An 18,190-nucleotide genomic window follows, 5' to 3' on the forward strand; every position below is an offset into this window, starting at 1 on the left:
GAAACAGAACATGGCTGCAAAAGACGTCAAATTCGGTGACTCCGCGCGCAAGAAGCTGCTGACCGGTGTCAACACCCTGGCCGACGCCGTCAAGGCCACCCTGGGCCCGAAAGGCCGTAACGTGGTGCTGGAGCGCAGCTTCGGTGCTCCCCTGATCACCAAGGACGGCGTGTCCGTCGCCAAGGAGATCGAGCTCAAGGATCGCATCGAGAACATCGGCGCCCAGCTGGTGAAAGACGTGGCCTCCAAGGCCAACGACGCGGCCGGTGACGGCACCACCACCGCCACCGTGCTGGCCCAGGCCATCGTTACCGAAGGCCTCAAGTCCGTGGCCGCCGGCCTGAACCCGATGGACCTGAAGCGCGGCATCGACAAGGCCACCGCCGCCGTCGTCGCCGAGCTGAAGAACCTGTCCAAGCCCTGCGCCGACAGCAAGGCCATCGCCCAGGTAGGCACCATCTCCGCCAACTCCGACGACAGCATCGGCAACATCATCGCCGAAGCCATGGAGAAGGTTGGTAAAGAAGGCGTCATCACCGTCGAAGAAGGCTCGGGCCTGGAAAACGAACTGTCCGTCGTCGAAGGCATGCAGTTCGACCGTGGCTACCTGTCGCCCTACTTCATCAACAAGCCCGACACCATGTCGGCCGAGCTGGACAGCCCGCTGCTGCTGCTGGTCGATAAGAAGATCTCCAACATCCGCGAACTGCTGCCGGTGCTGGAATCCGTTGCCAAGGCCGGTCGTCCGCTGCTGATCGTCGCCGAAGACGTCGAAGGCGAAGCCCTGGCCACCCTGGTGGTCAACAACATGCGCGGCATCGTCAAGGTCGCAGCCGTCAAGGCGCCGGGCTTCGGTGATCGTCGCAAGGCCATGCTGCAGGACATCGCCATCCTGACCGGCGGTACCGTCATCTCCGAAGAAGTCGGCCTGAGCCTGGAAAGCACCACCCTGGAGCACCTGGGTCAAGCCAAGCGTGTGGTCCTGAACAAGGAAAACACCACCGTCATCGACGGCGCTGGCGTCGAGGTCGACATCCAGGCCCGTATCAAGCAGATCCGTGCCCAGGTCGAAGAAACCTCTTCCGACTACGACAAAGAGAAGCTGCAAGAGCGTCTGGCCAAGCTGGCCGGCGGTGTTGCCGTGATCAAGGTTGGCGCTGCCACCGAAGTCGAGATGAAAGAGAAGAAAGCTCGCGTTGAAGACGCCCTGCACGCCACCCGCGCTGCCGTGGAAGAAGGCGTGGTGCCTGGCGGCGGTGTCGCTCTGGTCCGTGCCCTGGACGCGCTGAAGGATCTGAAAGGCATCAACGAAGAGCAGAACGCCGGTATCAACATTCTGCGTCGCGCTGTTGAAGCTCCCCTGCGCCAGATCGTGACCAACGCCGGTGACGAAGCCTCCGTCGTGCTGGACAAGGTCAAGCAGGGCAGCGGCAACTACGGCTACAACGCCGCCACTGGCGAATACGGCGACATGCTGGAATTCGGCATCATCGACCCGGCCAAGGTGACCCGCAGCGCGCTGCAGGCCGCTTCCTCCATCGCCGGTCTGCTGATCACCACCGAAGCCATCGTGGCTGAGCTGCCGAAAGACGACGCAGCCCCGGCCATGCCCGACATGGGCGGCATGGGTGGCATGGGCGGCATGATGTAAGAACCGCTCCGGCCCCCGGGCCGAGCCCAACCCCGGTGCTCCTCGCGGACACCGGGGTTTTTTTATGGCCGGTCTCCGGCCCGCCTGGTGCTGGTCGCGCCCGGCGGACGCGGTTAGGCTCTGTGCCGAACAGCAAGCGTGCGGGCCCCGGGTGGCTCGCCAACGAGGTCAGCGACATGCGTATCCTGGTGGTGGAAGACAACAAAGACATCCTCAGCAACCTGCTGGACTACCTCAGTCTCAAGGGCTACAGCGTGGATTGCGCCCAGGATGGCCTGTCGGGGCTGCACCTCGCCGCGACCGAGCACTACGATCTGCTCATCCTCGACATCATGCTGCCCGGCATCGACGGCTACACCCTCTGCCAGCGGCTGCGCCAGGATGCCCGCCGCGACACCCCGGTGATCATGCTCACCGCCCGCGATCAGCTCGATGACCGTCTGGAAGGCTTCCGCTCCGGCGCCGACGACTACCTGGTCAAACCCTTCGCCCTGTCGGAATTGGCCGCGCGCGTTGAGGCGGTGATGCGCCGGACCAAGGGGGGCGGGCGTCGCCAGCTGCAGGTCGCCGATCTCAGCTACGACCTGGACACCCTGGAGGTGAGTCGTGCCGGCAAGTCGCTCAAGCTCAATCCCATCGGTCTCAAGATCCTTGCCCTGCTGATGCAGAAGTCGCCCCATGTGGTGCGTCGCGAGGTACTGGAGGAGGCGGTGTGGGGCGAGGACTACCCCGACAGCGACAGCCTGCGCAGCCACGTCCACCAGTTGCGCCAGGTGATCGACAAGCCCTTCGCGCAGCCGCTGCTGCGCACCATCCATGGGGTGGGCTACAAGTTGGTCGAGCAGGATTAGCCATGGAATATCACCTGAGCCTGTCGCGGCGGATCGTCATCGCCTTCGTGCTGATGACCTTTCTGGTGGGTGGCGTCTTTTCCCTGGGTATCGTCGCGGTGGTGCACACCGTCGAGGAGCGCTTGATCTCCACCGATCTGCACAACGAACTGGAGCGCATGGTCCAGCGCGACATGAGACGCGGCGGCCAGCCGGTGCTGGATCCCGACATGCGTCTGTATTTCGTGCCCCTCGCCGAGGTGGCGCAGTTGCCCGCGCACCTGCGCGATCTGCCGGCGGGCTTCAGCGAGGTGGAGGAGGACCAGCAGTACTTCTATGCCTACGTCGCCGAGCTGGAGGGCAACCATTTCGTCCTGTTGCAGAACCAGAGCGATTTCGAGGCGCGCGAGCGGTTGCTCTACAAGGTGGTGCTGATCGGGTTCCTGATCAGCGTGGCCCTGGCTTGGCTGCTGGGATGGGCCCTGGCACGGCGGGTGATCGCGCCGGTGGTGCGGCTGGCGCGCCAGGTACGGCGGCGTGACCAGATCCTCGATGTGACCCCGCCCCTGGCGCCGGACTATGCCAAGGACGAGGTCGGCGAACTGGCCGGCGCCTTCGACGATGCCCTGAATCGCCTGCGTGCCGCCCTGGCGCGCGAGCGGCTGTTCACCAGCGACGTCAGTCATGAATTGCGCACGCCACTGATGGTGATCAATTCGTCCTGCGAATTGCTGGAGGCCACGCCGGATCTGCCACCTCGGGCGAAGGGTCCATTGGAGCGCATGACGCGCGCGGCGCGGGAGATGCAGGAACTGGTGCAGACCTTTCTAGCCCTGGCGCGCAACCAGGGCGACAGCGATACCCAGGCACCCCGTGCCACCCTGGCCGAGGTGGCGCGGCGCCAGACGCAGGAATGGCAGGCGGCGGTGGAGGCCAAGGGGCTGCAATGGTGCCTGAGCGTGGCGCCGGAGGCCGAGCGCTTGCTCTGGCACGAGCCCTTTTTGCGGTCGGTGATGAGCAATCTGTTGCGCAATGCCCTGCACTACACCGAACGCGGCTACATCAGCCTGCAGGTCGGCGCTGCGGGTTTCGTGGTGGAAGACAGTGGCGTTGGCATTCCTGAAGAGCAGCGTGAGGCGATGTTCCAGCCCTTTGTCCGTGGCGCCGAGGGCCGTGGCGAGGGACTGGGGCTGGGCCTGTCGCTGGTCCGGCGGATCTGTCAGCTGCAGGGCTGGAGCGTGACCCTGGGCGACAGCGCGGCAGGGGGGTGCCGCTTCGATATCGCTCTTGGCAGCGAGAGGGTAGCCGACTAGCGTTACAGAATTTTCACAACGACTTGACCGGGGTTTGACAGCGGCCTGGATAGGGTAGCGGCACTTCTCCACTCCCTCAGGAGCCGCCTCCGTGAAAGCGCCCATCGACCTGCCCTTTTCGCAAAAGTACGACGCCGACCACGCCCGCCAGTATTACCTGAAGCACCAGGACGGTCTGGCCCGGCGCCTGTCCAACTGGCGCGACCAGCAACTGGCGCGGCAGGCCCTGAGTATCGCCGGCCAGCCCAATCTGGTGCTGGATCTGCCCAGTGGTGCCGGTCGTTTCTGGCCGCTGCTGGCGGAGAAGCGCAATCGTCTGATCATCGGTGCCGATTACTCGGAAAACATGCTGGCCACCGCCCGTGCGCAGCAGCCCGCCGAGGTCGTGGCCCGGGTCAAAACGCTGCAGACGTCGGCTTTCGCTATCGACTTGTCCGACAATTCTGTAGATTGTATTTTCTGTATGCGTTTGTTTCACCACGTGGGCGAAGCGGCGGACCGTCTGGCGCTGCTGCAGGAGTTCCATCGGGTGACCCGTGACAGCGTCATCCTGTCGCTGTGGGTGGATGGCAACTTCAAGGCCTGGCGTCGCCAGGCACTGGAACGTCGGCGCCAGGCCGAAGGCCGCGACCGCGGCGGTTACCAGAACCGATTCATCGTCGAGCGCGGCCAGTTCGAGGCGGAAGTCGCCCAGGCCGGCTTCGTGGTCGACCGAGCCCTGGATTTTTTGCCGGGCTATGCCATGTGGCGGGTCTATGTCCTGCGCAAGGCCAATTGAAGCTATTCAGAATAAGAGAGGCAGCCGATGGGAGCCGTGACGCAGGGCGAAGAGCGTTTCGATCGCTGGTGGAACACCGCAGGCGACTGGGTGGAAGCGCCCAATGTCCGCCGAGGCGGCGAGAGCGGTGTCCAGCGCCTGCAGCTTCCCGACGGGACCCTGGCCTACGTCAAGCGTCAGGTCGGTCATCTCTATCGTAGTTTGCGTCATCCCCTGGGGCGGCCCACCGCCTTGCGTGAGCGGGATGCGCTGATCGCCTTTCGCGACCTGGGTATCCAGGTTCCCGAGTTGCTCTTCTGCGATGCCCAGCAAGCCCAGGGTGGTTGGCGCGCGTTGTTGGTGAGCGCCGCCCTGGAAGGCTATCAGGATCTCGATCACTGGTACGCCGAAGGCGGTGGCCAGGCGCTCAGCGAAGCCGAGCACGAGCGCTTCCTGACCACTCTGGGCGAGGTGCTGGCGCGCATGCACCGTCACCGCTGGCAGCATGGCTGCCTCTATCCCAAACATATCTTCGTCGCCGAGCGCATGGGGCCGGAGGGCAAGCAATTCTCCATCGCCTTGCTCGATCTGGAGAAATGTCGCCAACGAATGGCTATAGACACGGCCGCCCGTCGGGATATGCTGCAATTACGCCGCCATTCGTCGTGGAACGCTGCGCAATGGCGAACTCTGCTCTACGTTTACCAACAGGCGTTGGGACGGAAGATCAGAGGGTTGGAGCCATGACTTCACAAATTACTCGAGGTTTGCTGATCGCGGCTTTTTGCGGGGTCACCACGCTGGCCTATGCGAGCTGGCTAAGACCGGCGGCCGTGGTCGTCGGTAGCGAAGGCCTGGACTACTGCCAGACCCCCGTGGCGCGCACTCTGAACACCTCCAGCACGGGTAGCCAGGACCTGCTGCTATTCCTCTTCGGCATGACCCAGACCCACAATCGTTAGGCCCCGGACGGTCAAGCGCCTTTCGCTTCCCCGGCAAGTTCGGCATCCTGTCGTCTGACTTCTAGCTGCCGAGCCCCGCCGATGATGGCCGATAGTTTTTCCGAGCAGGCCGTGCAAAGCCTGCTGGACACCGACTTCTACAAGCTCACCATGATGCAGGCCGTCCTGCACAACTATCCCAATGCGGAAGTCGAGTGGGCCTTTCGCTGCCGCAACGACGAAGACCTGCGGCCCTATCACGCGGCCATCCAGGCCGAGATCGATGACCTGGCCGATGTCGCCATCAGTGATCGCCAGCTGGACTTTCTCGAACGCATTCCCTTCATCACCCCCGACTTTATCCGCTTTCTGCGGCTGTTTCGTTTCAATCCCTCCTATGTGTTCCTCGGCGAGGAGGAGGGGCGCTTCACCCTGACCCTGAAGGGGCCCTGGCTGCACCTGATCCTGTTCGAGGTACCGATCCTGGCGCTGATCAGCGAGGTGCGCAATCGCCAGCGCCATGCCGACCTACCCCTGCAGCTGGCACGCGATCAGCTCTATCGCAAGTTCGACTGGCTGGCGCGGGAAGCGGGCACCGACGAGTTGGCCGAATTCAAGATGGCCGACTTCGGTACCCGGCGGCGTTTTTCCTATGGTGTGCAGGAGATGGTGGTGCGCAGCCTGAGGGACGACTTTCCCGGTCGCTTCGTCGGTACCAGCAATGTCCACCTGGCGTGGAAGCTGGGTGTCGCGCCCCTGGGCACCATGGCCCACGAGTGGTTGATGGCGCACCAGCAACTGGGGCCACGATTGATCGACAGTCAGATCGCCGCCCTCGACTGCTGGGTGCGTGAGTATCGCGGTCAGCTCGGCATCGCCCTGACCGATACCATCACCATGGATGCCTTTCTGCGCGATTTCGATCTCTACTTCGCTAAGCTGTTCGACGGCCTGCGCCATGACAGCGGCGATCCCCTGCAGTGGGCGGAGAAGGCCATCGCCCACTACCAGCAGCTGGGCATCGACCCCCTGACCAAGACCCTGGTGTTTTCCGATTCGCTCAATCTGGAAAAGGCGCTCGCGCTGTTTCGTGCCCTGCGCGAGCGGATCAATGTGAGCTTTGGCATCGGCACCCATTTCACCTGTGACATCCCGGGCGTGCAGCCGATGAACATGGTGCTCAAGATGAGTCGCTGCAATGGCCAGCCGGTGGCCAAGATCTCCGACGCCCCGGGCAAGGCCCAGGGCGGCGAACCGGACTTCCTGCACTATCTAAGACACGTCTTCCAGGTCAACGGCGCCTGAAGTCCGGCGCCTGGTTGGGGCCGGACTTCAAGACGAGCAGCTGATCTCCAGATGCTTGCCCCAGTCCGGTGGCCGCTGGGCGAAGCGTTCGCGCCCCGGTTGGGCCTCGAAGGGGCGTGACAGCACCTCGTGCAGCAATCGCACCTCGCTGTAGTCGCCTGCTTCGGCCTGTTCGATGGCCTGCTGGGCCAGGTAATTGCGCAGCACATACAGCGGATTGACCGCGTTCATGCGCGCGGTACGGTCGGCTGCCGCACCGCCTTCGGCGTCCAGGCGGGCGCGATAGGCCTGGCTCCAGTCGTCGAAGCCACGCAGGTCGATGAAGTCTTCGCGCACCCGGGCGAGGGCGGCGGCAGGCTGGTCTTCGCCCAGGTGGCGGAAGAACAGATGATAGTCCACACCGCCCTGCTGCATCAGGGCCAGCAGGCGCTCGACCAACTCCTGGTCTTCGTCTCGCGCCTCCTGCAGGCCTAGGCGCCGGCGCATCAGGTCGAGGTAGTGCGCCTGATACAGCGGCAGGAAGAGGGCGATGCTCTCCTGCAGCGTCTCCACCGCCACCTTGGGCGTCAGGGCCTGGGCCAGGGCCGCCAGGTTCCAGTGGGCGATGGGCACCTGGTTGCTGTAGGAGTAGCGCCCGGTGTGATCGGAATGGTTGCAGATGAACTGGGCGTCGAAGTCGTCGAGGAAGGCGAAGGGGCCGAAGTCGAAGGTGAGGCCCAGGATCGAGAAGTTGTCGGTGTTCATTACCCCGTGGCAGAAGCCATAGGCCTGCCAATGGGCGATCAGCCGGGCGTTGCGTTCCACTACCTCGCGGAACAGCGCCGCCCAGGGCTCGGGGGTGGCTAGCAGTTCGGGGAAGTGCGCGGCCAGCACATGCTCGCCCAGTTGCTCCAGCAACTGATGCTGGCGGGTGTAGTAGAAGTACTCGAAGTGGCCGAAGCGCACATGGCTGGGGGCCATGCGCAGCAGGGTGGCGCCGGTTTCCAACCGCTCGCGCACCACCTGGGTGGCGGAGCCGATCACGCACAGCGCCCGGGTGGTCGGGATACCCAGGGCGTGCAAGGCCTCGGAGGCGAGGAATTCACGGATGGAGGAGCGCAGCACGGCGCGGCCGTCGCCCATGCGCGAGAAGGGCGTGAGACCGGCGCCCTTGAGGTGCAGATCCCAGTGCTCACCGCGGTCGTTGACCACCTCGCCCAACAGCAGGCCGCGGCCATCGCCCAGGCGCGGGTTGTAGGAGCCGAACTGGTGGCCGGAATAGATCATGGCCCTGGGCTCGGCGCTATCCCAGAGCTGGGCCCCGGCGAACACCTGGGTGAATTCGGGGGTCTCGGCCACCGCCGGATCCAGGTCCAACAGCGCCAGGGCGGCGGGCGAGGCGACCACCAGCCGTGGATCGTCCAGCGGCCGGGGGTCGATGCGGGTGGAGAAGTCGTCGCCCAGGCGGGCGAATCTGTTGTCGAACGTCAGATCGAGCAGCTGTTTCATGGGTGTCCCGAGATATCCGCGCAGGGGGCCGTCAGGCCTTGGATGGCTTGGGATCCTCGGCTTCCTGCTGGGCATCCCCTTCAGGTAGGAGAGGCTTTTTGCCCAGTTGTTTCTCCGCACCGTGGCGATTCTTCAAGGTGATCTCCATCTGCGGCGTGGACAGCAGGTTGATACCGGCATCGCGCAGCAACTGGTCGACCCGGCGGATCAGCTCATCGGTGGCGGCGCTGCGATCGCCCAGTTCGCGCACATAGATGCGCAATTCGTGGTCCAGGGTGCTGGCGCCATAGTGGGTGATGTGCAGCGACGGCTCGGGGTCATGCAGCACCCGCGGATTCTCCTTGACCGCCTGCATCATCAACCGCTGGGCCTCGGCCAGATCGCTGCCGCGATTGATGCCGAAGGTCAGCACGATACGGGTGACGGTGTCGGTCAGCGTCCAGTTGATCAGCTGGCTGGTGACGAAGGTCTTGTTCGGCACCACCACCGACTTGCGGTCGGCATCGGTGATGTGGGTGGCGCGGATGCGGATCTTGTTCACCGTGCCGGTCACGTTGCCGATGGTGATCAGGTCGCCGACGCGCACCGGGCGCTCGAAGAGGATGATCAGGCCGGAGATGAAGTTACCGAAGATCTCCTGCAAGCCGAAACCCAGACCGACCGAGAGGGCGGTGGCCAGCCACTGCAGCTTGTCCCAGCTCACCCCGAGGGTCGCCAGGGTGGTCACGGTGCCGAAGCCGACGATGACGTAGGAGAGCAGGGTGGTGGTGGCGTAGGCGCTGCCCTGGGCCAGATTCAGGCGCGACAGCACCAGGACTTCCAGCAGGCCGGGCAGGTTGCGCGCCAGGGCGACGGTGAGACCGGCGATCACCAGGGCGATGATGAACACCCGCAGCGTCAGGGGCACCTGGGTGGCGGCGGCGCCGGTGCCGCTGGTGTATTGGTAGAGGGTGACGTTGTCCAGGTAGGAGAACACCGCTACCACGTCGGCCCAGACCAGATAGAGCACACCGAGGAAGGCCAGCAGCAGGGTCAGGCGCAACAGTCGCGAGGACTGCTGATTGACCTGCTCCATGTCCAGGGTCGGCTCCTGCACCACCTCCACGCCCTCGGCGTCTTCCTGCTGCGCCTGGCGCTTCTGGATGGCGCGCTGGTAGGCCAGGCGCCGTGCGGCCACGCTCAGGCCACGGGCCAGGGTGGCTTCGAGGATGATCCAGGCCATCAGCACATAGAGGGTGTCCACCAGGCGATCGGTGAGCTTGAGCGCGGTGTAGTAATAGCCAAAGAGCACGGCGAAGAACAGCACGGCTGGAATGGCGGTGATCATCAGGCCGAGCAACAGGCGGAAGAACGGCAGGCGCTCGCGGGCGGTGGCATTGAGCAGGGAGCGACCCAGCATCCAGGCCAGGCTGGCATAGGCGATCAGGACGATGAGAATGCCCAGGACATCGTCGGCCAGACCGGCCAGCTGACGTTCGGCGATGGCCACCACCGCCATCAGTGCCAGGGCCAGCAGGCCCACGCGTCTGACCAGCCGGCGCAGGGACTGCGCCTGGGGCCGGGCCCAGCGGAAGTGGGTCTCGGCGACGCCACCGGAGGCCAGCAGGCGATACACCGTGTAGAACACCAGCCAGCCGGCGGCCATTTCCAGCAGCGCCGCACCAATGGCGGCGTTGACGCCGCGTTCGTCCCCTTCGAGGGCCACGCCGCCCAGCCAGAGCACCAGACTCGCCGGCAGGCCGAGGAGAATGGTGAGCAGTACGGCCTGCGGCGTGTGCAGTTGACTGTCGCGCTGGTAGTGACCGATATCCTGGTTGAGCTTGCTGACCTGGGCATGGATGCGGGGTCGCTGCCAGATCAGGGTGGCGAAGGCCAGGACCAGCGGCAGTAGCAGCAGCGGGCGCTCGGCCAGGCCGACATAGAGTTCATGCAGGCTGGAGCCCCAGGGCACGTCGCGCAGTTGCTGCATCAGCTTGCGGGGTGCGGTCTTGACCCAGTTCCAGTCCAGCGGCTTGTTGCTGGGAATCCAGAACATCTGCTCGTCGAGGGTGCCGCGCAGGCTGCTGATGGTGGTCTGCAACTGACGCTGGTTGAGTTGCAGGTCGATGGACTCGCTGAGCAGGGCATTGAGCTCGGTGTTGAGACGCTCCTGCAATTCGCTGCGGGTCTTGAGCAGGTCGAGCAACTGCTGGCGTAGCTGCGGCGTGGTCTTTTCCGGCGGCTGCTGGGCCAGCAGATTGCTGACGTAGGCATCCGGATTGGCGATCTGGGCGCGCTGCTGGTTGAGCTCGAACTGATAGAGGCGCAGATCGGCGATGTCGTCGGTGAGATCCTTGTTGACCTTGACCGAAGGTAGCGCGGCACGCTGCTGGTAGAGCAGCTTGGACAGCAGCACGCTGCCCTTGAGCACGCCGATCTGCTGTTCCATGTTCTCGCTGGTCTGCTTGAGCTGATCCAGCTGCTGGCGGGACTCCAGATTGCGGCGATTGAGATCGTTGAGTCGATCGGTGGCGCGCAGAAGGTAGTCGGACAATTGCAGATTGAGCCCGGTCTCCTGGGACAGCACATCGTCCCCAGCGGTCTTCTCCGACTCCCGCGAGGCTTCGGCCAGGGTCTCTTCCGACTGCTGGCGTCGCTTGCCGCTGATCAGCGTCTGCAGGTCCAGGGTCTCCTGCTCGTAACGCTTCACCTGCTCGGTGAACAGCTCCCGGCGAATGGCGCCGAGATCCTGCAGTACGCTGTTGCCCGCCAGCTCCTGGCGCAGCAGCTGGATCTGCGCGCCCGCCGCCGCCTGCTCCGCCAGCAGTTGACCGCGCCGCTCGGCGGTCAACGCCTTGGCGTTCTCGCGTCCACTCTTGAGCAGATCGGCGATCTGCTGCAGGCGCGTCTGCAAATTGGCGATGTCCACCTGGGCGCGCTCGGGGCGGGTCTGGGCATTGATCACCAGGCTGTTGGCGGCGTTCAGATCGTCCTGCACGCTGTTCAGCGCCAGACTGGTCTCGCTCAGCCGCTGCTCCAGGGCCTGAGGAGTCGCGCCGGCATAGCGCTGTTCGGCCGGCTTGATCGGCTCGGCGCGCAGGCGGGCCAGTTGTCGCTGGGCGTCCTTGGTCTGCTGCGGTGCCTGGGCCAGCTGCTGGCGCAGATCGGCCAGCTGCTTGACGTACTGGTCGCGCTGGTCGAGCAGCTTGAGGGTCTGCTGCAGGCTCTCCTGGGCGGCGCTCTGCTCGGCGGCGGGCAGCTTGCGATCGGCCAGGGCGCTCAGATTCTGCTGGACCTGCTGGGCATCCGGCGGCCCGGAATCCTGAGCCACGGCGGGAAGGGTGAACAGGCAGCCGCAGAGGGCGGCGGCGCGAAGCAGAGCGGACAGGCGGTGCATGCGGCAGGCGTCGGGCAGTGGAAAGGCGCGAGGTTAAAGCCAGGCTGCCTGGGGTGCAAGGCGGCGGCCCTCAAGCCGCGAACCCCGTTCATCCACCGTTAAAGAAAGAGCGCAGGTCCGCTGCTGCTGCCTTCGGGAAACTTCACGCCGACCTTGCGCACGCGCTTGTTCTCGATGGCCGCGACGATCCAGACCAGGCCGTTCCACTCCACCAGGTCGCCCACGATGGGTTCGCCGCCGATCTGGTGAGTGATGAAGCTGCCGAGACGCTGGTTACCGTCCACTTCGCCCAGTTGCAGGCCGTAGAGCGCGGCCACCGCGCTGAGTTCGGCATCGGCTTCCAGAACGAAGTCGCCGAAGAATCTCTGGGTCTGCTGCGGCGCCTGGCTGAACAGGCGGCCCAGGGCGGGCAGATCGTGCTCGTGGCCGACCACGCAGAGGATGTCACCGGCTTCCAGGGTGGTACTGCCGGAGGGGTGCAGCAGGGTCTCGCCGCGGAACAGCGCGGCGATGCGGGTGCCCTCGGGCATCTTCAGTTCGCGCAGGGCGGCGCCGATGCACCATTTCTCGGCGCCCAGGCGATAGATGAACAACTCCCACTCGCTGGTCGGATGGACCTGCAGGCCGGCGCGGGAGAAGGGCGCCGGCTCCGGTGGCACCGTCACCTTGAGCAGCTTGGCAGCCAGCGGCAGGCTGGAGCCCTGCACCAGCAGCGACACCAGCACGATGAAGAAGGCCACGTTGAAGAACAGCTGGGCCTGGGGCAGTCCGGCCATCATCGGGAACACCGCGAGGATGATGGGGACCGCGCCACGCAGCCCGACCCAGGCGATAAAGGCCTTTTCCCGGTCATGGAAGGCGCGGAAGGGCAAGAGGCCGATGGCCACCGACAGCGGGCGGGCGACCAGGATCATCCACAGCGCCAGGCCCAGGGCGGGCAGGGCGATGGGCAGCAGGTTGTGCGGCTCCACCAGCAGGCCCAGCACCAGGAACATGCCGATCTGCGCCAGCCAGGCCATGCCGTCGAGCATGTGCAGCATGCCATGGCGGCTGCGGATCGGCAGATTGCCCATCAGCAGACCGGCGAGGTAGACCGCGAGGATGCCACTGCCATGGGCGGCGTTGGTCAGGGCGAAGATCAGCAGACCACCGCTGATGGCCAGCAGCGGATAGAGGCCGTCGGCGAGGTGGATGCGGTTGATCAGCTGCAGCAGCAGCCAGCCACCGCCCAGGCCGATCACCCCACCGATGGCGAATTCGCTGACGAAATGACCGAGTAGGCTCCAGCTGAAGCCGCTCTCGCCGCTGGCGAGCATCTCGATCAGGGTCACGGTGAGAAACACCGCCATGGGGTCGTTGCTGCCGGATTCGATCTCCAGGCTGGCGGTGACCCGTTCGTTGAGGCCACGCCCTCCGAGCAGGGAAAACACCGCCGCGGCATCGGTGGAGCCGACGATGGCACCGATCAGCAGGCCCTGCAGCAGGCTGAGATCGAACAGCCAGGCCGCAGCCAAGCCGGTCAGGCCGGTGGTGATCATCACCCCCACGGTGGCCAGGGACAGCGCCGGCCAGAGCGCCACGCGGAAACTCGACACCCGGGTGCGCATGCCGCCGTCGAGCAGGATCACCGCCAGCGCCAGGTTGCCCACCAGGTAGGCCATCGGATAGTTGTCGAAGGCGATGTGACCGGGGCCGTCGACGCCGGCGAACATGCCGACCACCAGGAAGATCACCAGGATCGGGATGCCGACCCGCGAGGAAATCGAACTGACCAGAATCGACAGGCCGATCAGCACCGCACCGATCAAGAACAAGCTGTTGATGGTGACGGCGTCCAAGCGTGACTCCTGGGGCAAAGAAATGAAGAACCTGGGGATTTAACCCGCTGCACGGCCAGGGTGTCAAAGCGCGACGCCGCTGGCGCTCGAGGAAGGCGGTACACTGTAGGGCTGACGCTGGAGTATCCCATGAATTACCGACACGCCTTCCATGCCGGCAATCACGCCGATGTCTTCAAGCACGCCACCCTGTTGCGCCTGGCCGCGCTGCTGGCGCGCAAGGAGGCACCCTTCGCCTATCTGGACAGCCATTCCGGGGTGGGTCGCTATGACCTGGCCGGCGACCAGGCCAGTCGTACCGACGAATGGCGCGAAGGGATCGGTCGGCTGTGGGCGCTGGACGCCGCACCGGCTGCCTTCGTCGGCTATCGCGAAGCGGTGGCGGCGCTCAATCCCGATGGCGCGCTGCGCTACTATCCCGGCTCGCCCGAATTGATGCGCCAGGCCTTGAGGCCCCAGGATCGGCTGCTGCTGAACGAATTGCACCCCGAGGATGGTCGCCTGCTCAAGGAAAATATGGCCGGTGATCGCCGGGTAGCGGTGCACCAGAAGGACGGCTGGCTGCTGCCGCGGGCGCTGCTGCCGGTGCCTGAGCGCCGAGCACTGCTGCTGATCGATCCGCCCTTTGAGAAGGCCGATGAGCTGGAGCGTTGCGTCAAAGCGGTCACCGAGGCCATCGGCCGGATGCGCCAGACGGTGATCGCCCTCTGGTATCCGATCAAGGATCGCCGCCAGCTCAGGCGTTTCCATGCGGGTCTGCAGGCCAGCAGCGCGCCCAAGCTGCTCAACGTCGAATTGCTGATCCGCGCGGCGGACGACCCCACCCGGCTCAATGGCTCGGGACTGGCCATCGTCAATCCGCCGTGGGGATTGGAGGAAGAACTACGCGAATTGCTGCCCTGGCTGGCCGAGCATCTGGCCCAGGGCGAAGGCAGCTGGCGGCTGGACTGGCTGATCGCGGAATAAGGGAGGGGCAACGTTGGGCTTCGCTGCGCTCAACCCAACCTACGAACAGCTTGGCGTAGGTTGGGCTGAGGCAGCTCTATCGCCGAAGCCCAACGATCCCCAGGTAAGCCGAGCGAAGTGCGATCAGACCGCCAGACTGGGCGGCAAGCACACGCCGGTGCCGGCCAGACCGCAATAGCCGTTGGGATTCTTCGCCAGGTACTGCTGGTGATAGGCCTCGGCGTAGTAGAAGGGCGGCAAAGGAGCGATCTCGGTGGTGATCTCGCCATAACCAGCCTCGGCCAATTGAGCCTGGAAGGCGGCCTGGCTGGCTTCGAAGGCCTCGCGCTGGCTGTCGTCGCTGTAATACAACGCCGAGCGATACTGGGTACCGACATCATTGCCCTGGCGCATGCCCTGGGTCGGGTCGTGGGCTTCCCAGAAGATCTTCAGCAGCGCCTCCAGTGAGGTCTGGGCCGGATCGAACACCACCAGCACCACCTCGGTATGACCGGTCAGGCCGGAGCACACCTCTTCGTAGGTCGGGTTGGGGGTATGGCCGCCCGCGTAACCGGCGGCGGTGGTCCAGACACCCGGTTGTTGCCAGAAACGCCGCTCGACGCCCCAGAAGCAGCCCATGCCCAGCACCAGACTCTGCAGCCCGGTGGGGAAGGGGCCTTGCAACGGATTACCGTTGACGTAGTGGGCGGCGGGTACGGCCATGGCCGTCTCGCGGCCGGGCAGCGCCTGCTCGGCGGCGGGCAGGTGGGTCTTCTTGGTCAGGATTTCGGAACGCAGGACCATGGGATACCTCGTGGGAAAGGGCCAGGCGAAAAGCTCAGTGTACGCAAAATCGCTGCAGCGGGGTCGAGTCCGCTCGGCGGGTCAGCGCGTCGGCAGGTAACGCGCCAGGGCGGCGTCGAGCTGGTCGGCCGGGATGGGCTTGTCGAACAGATAGCCCTGGCCGATATCGCAACGATGATGGCGCAGGAAAGCCAGCTGTTCGGTCGTCTCGATGCCCTCGGCAACCACCTGCAGCCGCAGGTTGTGGGCCATGGCGATCACCGCGGAGGTGATTTCCATGTCGTCCTGGTTGTCCGGGATGTCCTTGATGAAACTCCTGTCGATCTTGATGATGTCGATGGGGAATTTTTTCAAGTAGCTGAGCGACGAATAACCGGTGCCGAAGTCGTCCATCGCCAGGCTCATGCCCAGCCGCTTGAGGGCTTCGAGGGTGTTGCGGGTAGCGTCGGTGGCATCCAGCAGCAGGCTTTCGGTCAGTTCCAGCTCCAGCCTTTTGGGCGCGATGCCTTCCTCGTCGAGGATGGTGACGAAGGACTGCACCAAGTCGGGATCGGTGAACTGCTTGGGCGACAGGTTGATGGCGATCTGCAGGTCGTCGAAGCCGGCGGCGTCGAGACGGTGCAGCTGGCGACAGACCTCGCGGATGATCCACTTGCCGATGGGCACGATGAGCCCGGTTTCCTCGGCGATGCTGATGAACTGGTCCGGGCGGATCATGCCCTTTTCCGGATGCTGCCAGCGGATCAGGGCTTCCAGGCCAAGCAGCTTGGCGCGCTTCAGGCAGACCTTGGGCTGGTAATGCACCAGCAATTCGTTCTGCTCCAGGGCGCGGCGCAGGTTGTTCTGCACGAACAGCTTGTTGCTGGCCTCGGCGATCAGCGCCTCGGTGAACACCTGGACCTGATGGCCGCCGGTGGCCTTGGCCCTGTGCAGGGCGAGGCCGGCGTGCTTGATCAGGGTCTGCGGATCGGTCTCGTGCGGCCTGGCGGTGGTCAGACCGATGGAGCAGCTGATCAGGGTCGGGTGGCCTTCCACGTAGAGCGGCGGATCCAGGGCTACCAGGGTGTCGCGAGCCAGGCTGGTGGCGGACACCGCATCCATGCCGTCGAGCAGCACGGCGAATTCGTTGCTGGCGATGCGCGCGATCAGCGCGCCCTTGCCCAGGGCGCTGCGCAGGCGCCGGGCCAGGCCCACCAGCAGCTGGTCGCCGATGCGATGACCCAGGCTGTCGTTGACCCTCTTGAAGTTGTCGACGTCCACCAGCAGCAGCGAGTGCTCGCTGCTCGGATTGGACTGCTCCAGGCGTTCTTCCAGGCGGGCGATGAAGTGGCTGCGGTTGGCCAGCCCGGTAAGGCTGTCGCGAAACACCATCTCGTCGTTGTGCTGCTGGGCGAAGCGGGTTTTGCTGGTGTCCTGGAAGATACCCAAATAGCCCTGCAGGTCGCCGTTGGGCTGCTGGATCTTGGACAGTGACAGCTGGCCCCAGTAGGTCTCGCCGTCGCGGCGATAGCACCGCAATTCGCCCTGCCAGCTGTCCTGGTGCGCCAGGTGCTGCCAGGCTTCGTAGAGCAGCTCGCTCCAGTTCTCCAGGGCCGGCAGGGATTCGACGTGCAGGCCCTGCAGCTTGGCGATGGGATAGCCGGTGATGCGGGCGAAGCTGTCGGTGGCGTGCTCCAGGCGACCGCCGGCATCCAGCAGTAGGAAGGCATCGTTGCTGGCTTCCATCACCCGGGTGAGGGGGTGGGCGACCTTCGGCAAGCGCTCCGGCTGCTGGAGCAGGGCAGCCAGACATTCTGCCAGGCTGCGGGCGAAGACGACGTCCTCGGCCTCCCAGGTAGCTGGCCGGTCCCGTCTCAGGCAGAGCAGGCCGATCAGCTGATTCTCGTGCAGCAGCGCCACGTCCAGGGCCGTTCCGCCCCCGGTATGGGAAGGGTGCAGCACCTGGCTGGCGTCTTCGATCACGCCCTGCTCACGCAACCGGCGGCGGTGGTCGCTGCACAGCGTGGGCAGGCGCTCTTCCTTGCACAGGGTGACGAGGCCATTGCCTTCGTAGCGCCACAGGCTGAGCTCATCCACGGCAAAGGCGGCCGGGCCCTGGGCACGCAGCAGCTGCACCAGTTCGTCGTCGACCGGCGTTTGTCTCAGGGCCAGCCGGGACAATTCGAGCAGCAGGGTCTGCCGCGCCTGGGCCATCCCCAGCCGTTGCTGGCTGTGGTCCTGGCTTTCCTGCAGGAGCGCCAGGGTCGACCGCAGGGCCAGGTTGTGGGCTTCCCATTCGCCGGCCAGGGCATCGTCGTTCATCACCCGCAGCAGATAGCCGCGTAGCAGGGGGCGACCATGACGCTGCAGGCTCTCGCCCACCTCGACGACCTGGCAGGGGGCCGTGGTGGAATGGAACAGGTAACGCACCTGATAGCTGCCATGCTCGGCGAGTTGCAGCTGGATGTCCTCGTGCAGGCGATGACGGACGCTGGGCTCCATCAGGCTGGCATAGGGGGCATCGATGAGCGAACACAGCGCCTGGGCGGGCAGGCCGAGGCTGGCCTCACAGCGGGAGTCGAGATAGAGCATCGCCCAGGAGGCTTCATTCAGACGCTCGAAGCGCAGCAAGCCCAATCGGGCAGGAGCGCTGAGCGCGCCCGCCTGATCGGCTACCGCGGCATCGGCAGCATCGGAGTGAATACTCATGCGAGGGTCCGCGTCCTTGTGAAGACGGAAAAATGTCCTAGGGTTATCGGAAAGGACAGACAAATCATTAATCCTTCTTCCTCTCCGTCTCGCCAGCGCTCTGGGATAGCTGTCAAGGTTGCCCGATAGGGCCCAGGGCATGCAAGGGGCGACGCTCAGGGCGCTCATCCTACCTTTTTCCTGGATCTTTCGGTTGATCTGGCAGCAAAAACCCCGCATGAGCGGGGTTCTTGCTACACCAGAAGACGGTAGCG

At 65.0% G+C, this 18,190-nt stretch carries 13 protein-coding genes; 8 read left to right on the top strand and 5 right to left on the bottom strand.

Translation table 11 applies throughout. The features are described from left to right. Positions 1 to 10 precede the first annotated feature (10 nt). From groL to pncB, 7 genes are all read left to right on the top strand, one after another. Positions 11 to 1,651, top strand: a complete 1,641-nt coding sequence (groL, locus tag C722_RS0108460; protein ID WP_017640087.1) for a chaperonin GroEL — start codon at positions 11 to 13, stop codon at positions 1,649 to 1,651. 176 nt (positions 1,652 to 1,827) lie between these two features. Further along, complete coding sequence (locus C722_RS0108465; protein WP_017640088.1) at positions 1,828 to 2,502, top strand: response regulator transcription factor; 675 nt, start codon at positions 1,828 to 1,830, stop codon at positions 2,500 to 2,502. A gap of 2 nt (positions 2,503 to 2,504) precedes the next feature. Next, positions 2,505 to 3,794 (top strand): HAMP domain-containing sensor histidine kinase, encoded by a 1,290-nt coding sequence (locus C722_RS0108470; protein ID WP_017640089.1) that lies wholly within the window; start codon positions 2,505 to 2,507, stop codon positions 3,792 to 3,794. Positions 3,795 to 3,885: 91 nt separating this feature from the next. Next, positions 3,886 to 4,572, top strand: a complete 687-nt coding sequence (locus C722_RS0108475; protein WP_017640090.1) for a class I SAM-dependent methyltransferase — start codon at positions 3,886 to 3,888, stop codon at positions 4,570 to 4,572. A gap of 27 nt (positions 4,573 to 4,599) precedes the next feature. Beyond that, positions 4,600 to 5,298, top strand: a complete 699-nt coding sequence (locus C722_RS0108480) for a lipopolysaccharide kinase InaA family protein (protein WP_017640091.1) — start codon at positions 4,600 to 4,602, stop codon at positions 5,296 to 5,298. After that, the gene (locus C722_RS0108485; RefSeq protein WP_173150096.1) at positions 5,295 to 5,513 is read left to right on the top strand and encodes a hypothetical protein; all 219 of its coding nucleotides are present in this window, start codon (positions 5,295 to 5,297) and stop codon (positions 5,511 to 5,513) included. The genes C722_RS0108480 and C722_RS0108485 overlap by 4 nt, the downstream gene beginning before the upstream one ends. 81 nt (positions 5,514 to 5,594) lie before the next feature. Further along, positions 5,595 to 6,797 carry a nicotinate phosphoribosyltransferase gene (pncB, locus tag C722_RS0108490; RefSeq protein ID WP_017640093.1) on the top strand — a complete coding sequence of 401 codons (1,203 nt, stop codon included), beginning with the start codon at positions 5,595 to 5,597 and terminating at the stop codon, positions 6,795 to 6,797. Between the two features lie 27 nt (positions 6,798 to 6,824). On the opposite strand, the gene selO is transcribed toward pncB, so the two are convergent. The 3 genes from selO to C722_RS0108505 form a co-directional block, all read right to left on the bottom strand. Continuing rightward, positions 6,825 to 8,285: a protein adenylyltransferase SelO gene (selO, locus tag C722_RS0108495; RefSeq protein WP_017640094.1), complete on the bottom strand. Its 1,461-nt coding sequence runs from the start codon at positions 8,283 to 8,285 to the stop codon at positions 6,825 to 6,827. 31 nt (positions 8,286 to 8,316) lie between these two features. Beyond that, complete coding sequence (mscK, locus tag C722_RS0108500) at positions 8,317 to 11,661, bottom strand: mechanosensitive channel MscK (protein ID WP_017640095.1); 3,345 nt, start codon at positions 11,659 to 11,661, stop codon at positions 8,317 to 8,319. A 98-nt stretch (positions 11,662 to 11,759) separates the two neighbouring features. Beyond that, positions 11,760 to 13,499 (bottom strand): potassium/proton antiporter, encoded by a 1,740-nt coding sequence (locus C722_RS0108505; RefSeq protein ID WP_017640096.1) that lies wholly within the window; start codon positions 13,497 to 13,499, stop codon positions 11,760 to 11,762. 129 nt (positions 13,500 to 13,628) lie between these two features. Here C722_RS0108505 and C722_RS0108510 point away from each other — a divergent pair, with 129 nt between their 5' ends. After that, positions 13,629 to 14,465, top strand: coding sequence for a 23S rRNA (adenine(2030)-N(6))-methyltransferase RlmJ (locus C722_RS0108510; protein ID WP_017640097.1), 837 nt, complete (start codon positions 13,629 to 13,631; stop codon positions 14,463 to 14,465). Between the two features lie 123 nt (positions 14,466 to 14,588). Here C722_RS0108510 and msrA read toward each other — a convergent pair whose 3' ends face one another. Then, entirely contained in the window at positions 14,589 to 15,248 is a 660-nt protein-coding gene (gene msrA, locus C722_RS0108515; protein WP_017640098.1) for a peptide-methionine (S)-S-oxide reductase MsrA, read from the bottom strand. 81 nt (positions 15,249 to 15,329) lie between these two features. After that, a complete protein-coding gene (locus C722_RS0108520) occupies positions 15,330 to 17,936 on the bottom strand; it encodes a bifunctional diguanylate cyclase/phosphodiesterase (RefSeq protein WP_017640099.1) in 2,607 nt (868 codons plus the stop codon). Between the last annotated feature and the right edge of the window lie 254 nt (positions 17,937 to 18,190).

Origin of the sequence: Pseudomonas sp. 313, assembly GCF_000316965.1 — a bacterium.
GTDB classification, from domain to species: Bacteria; Pseudomonadota; Gammaproteobacteria; order Pseudomonadales; family Pseudomonadaceae; genus Chryseomonas; species Chryseomonas benzopyrenica.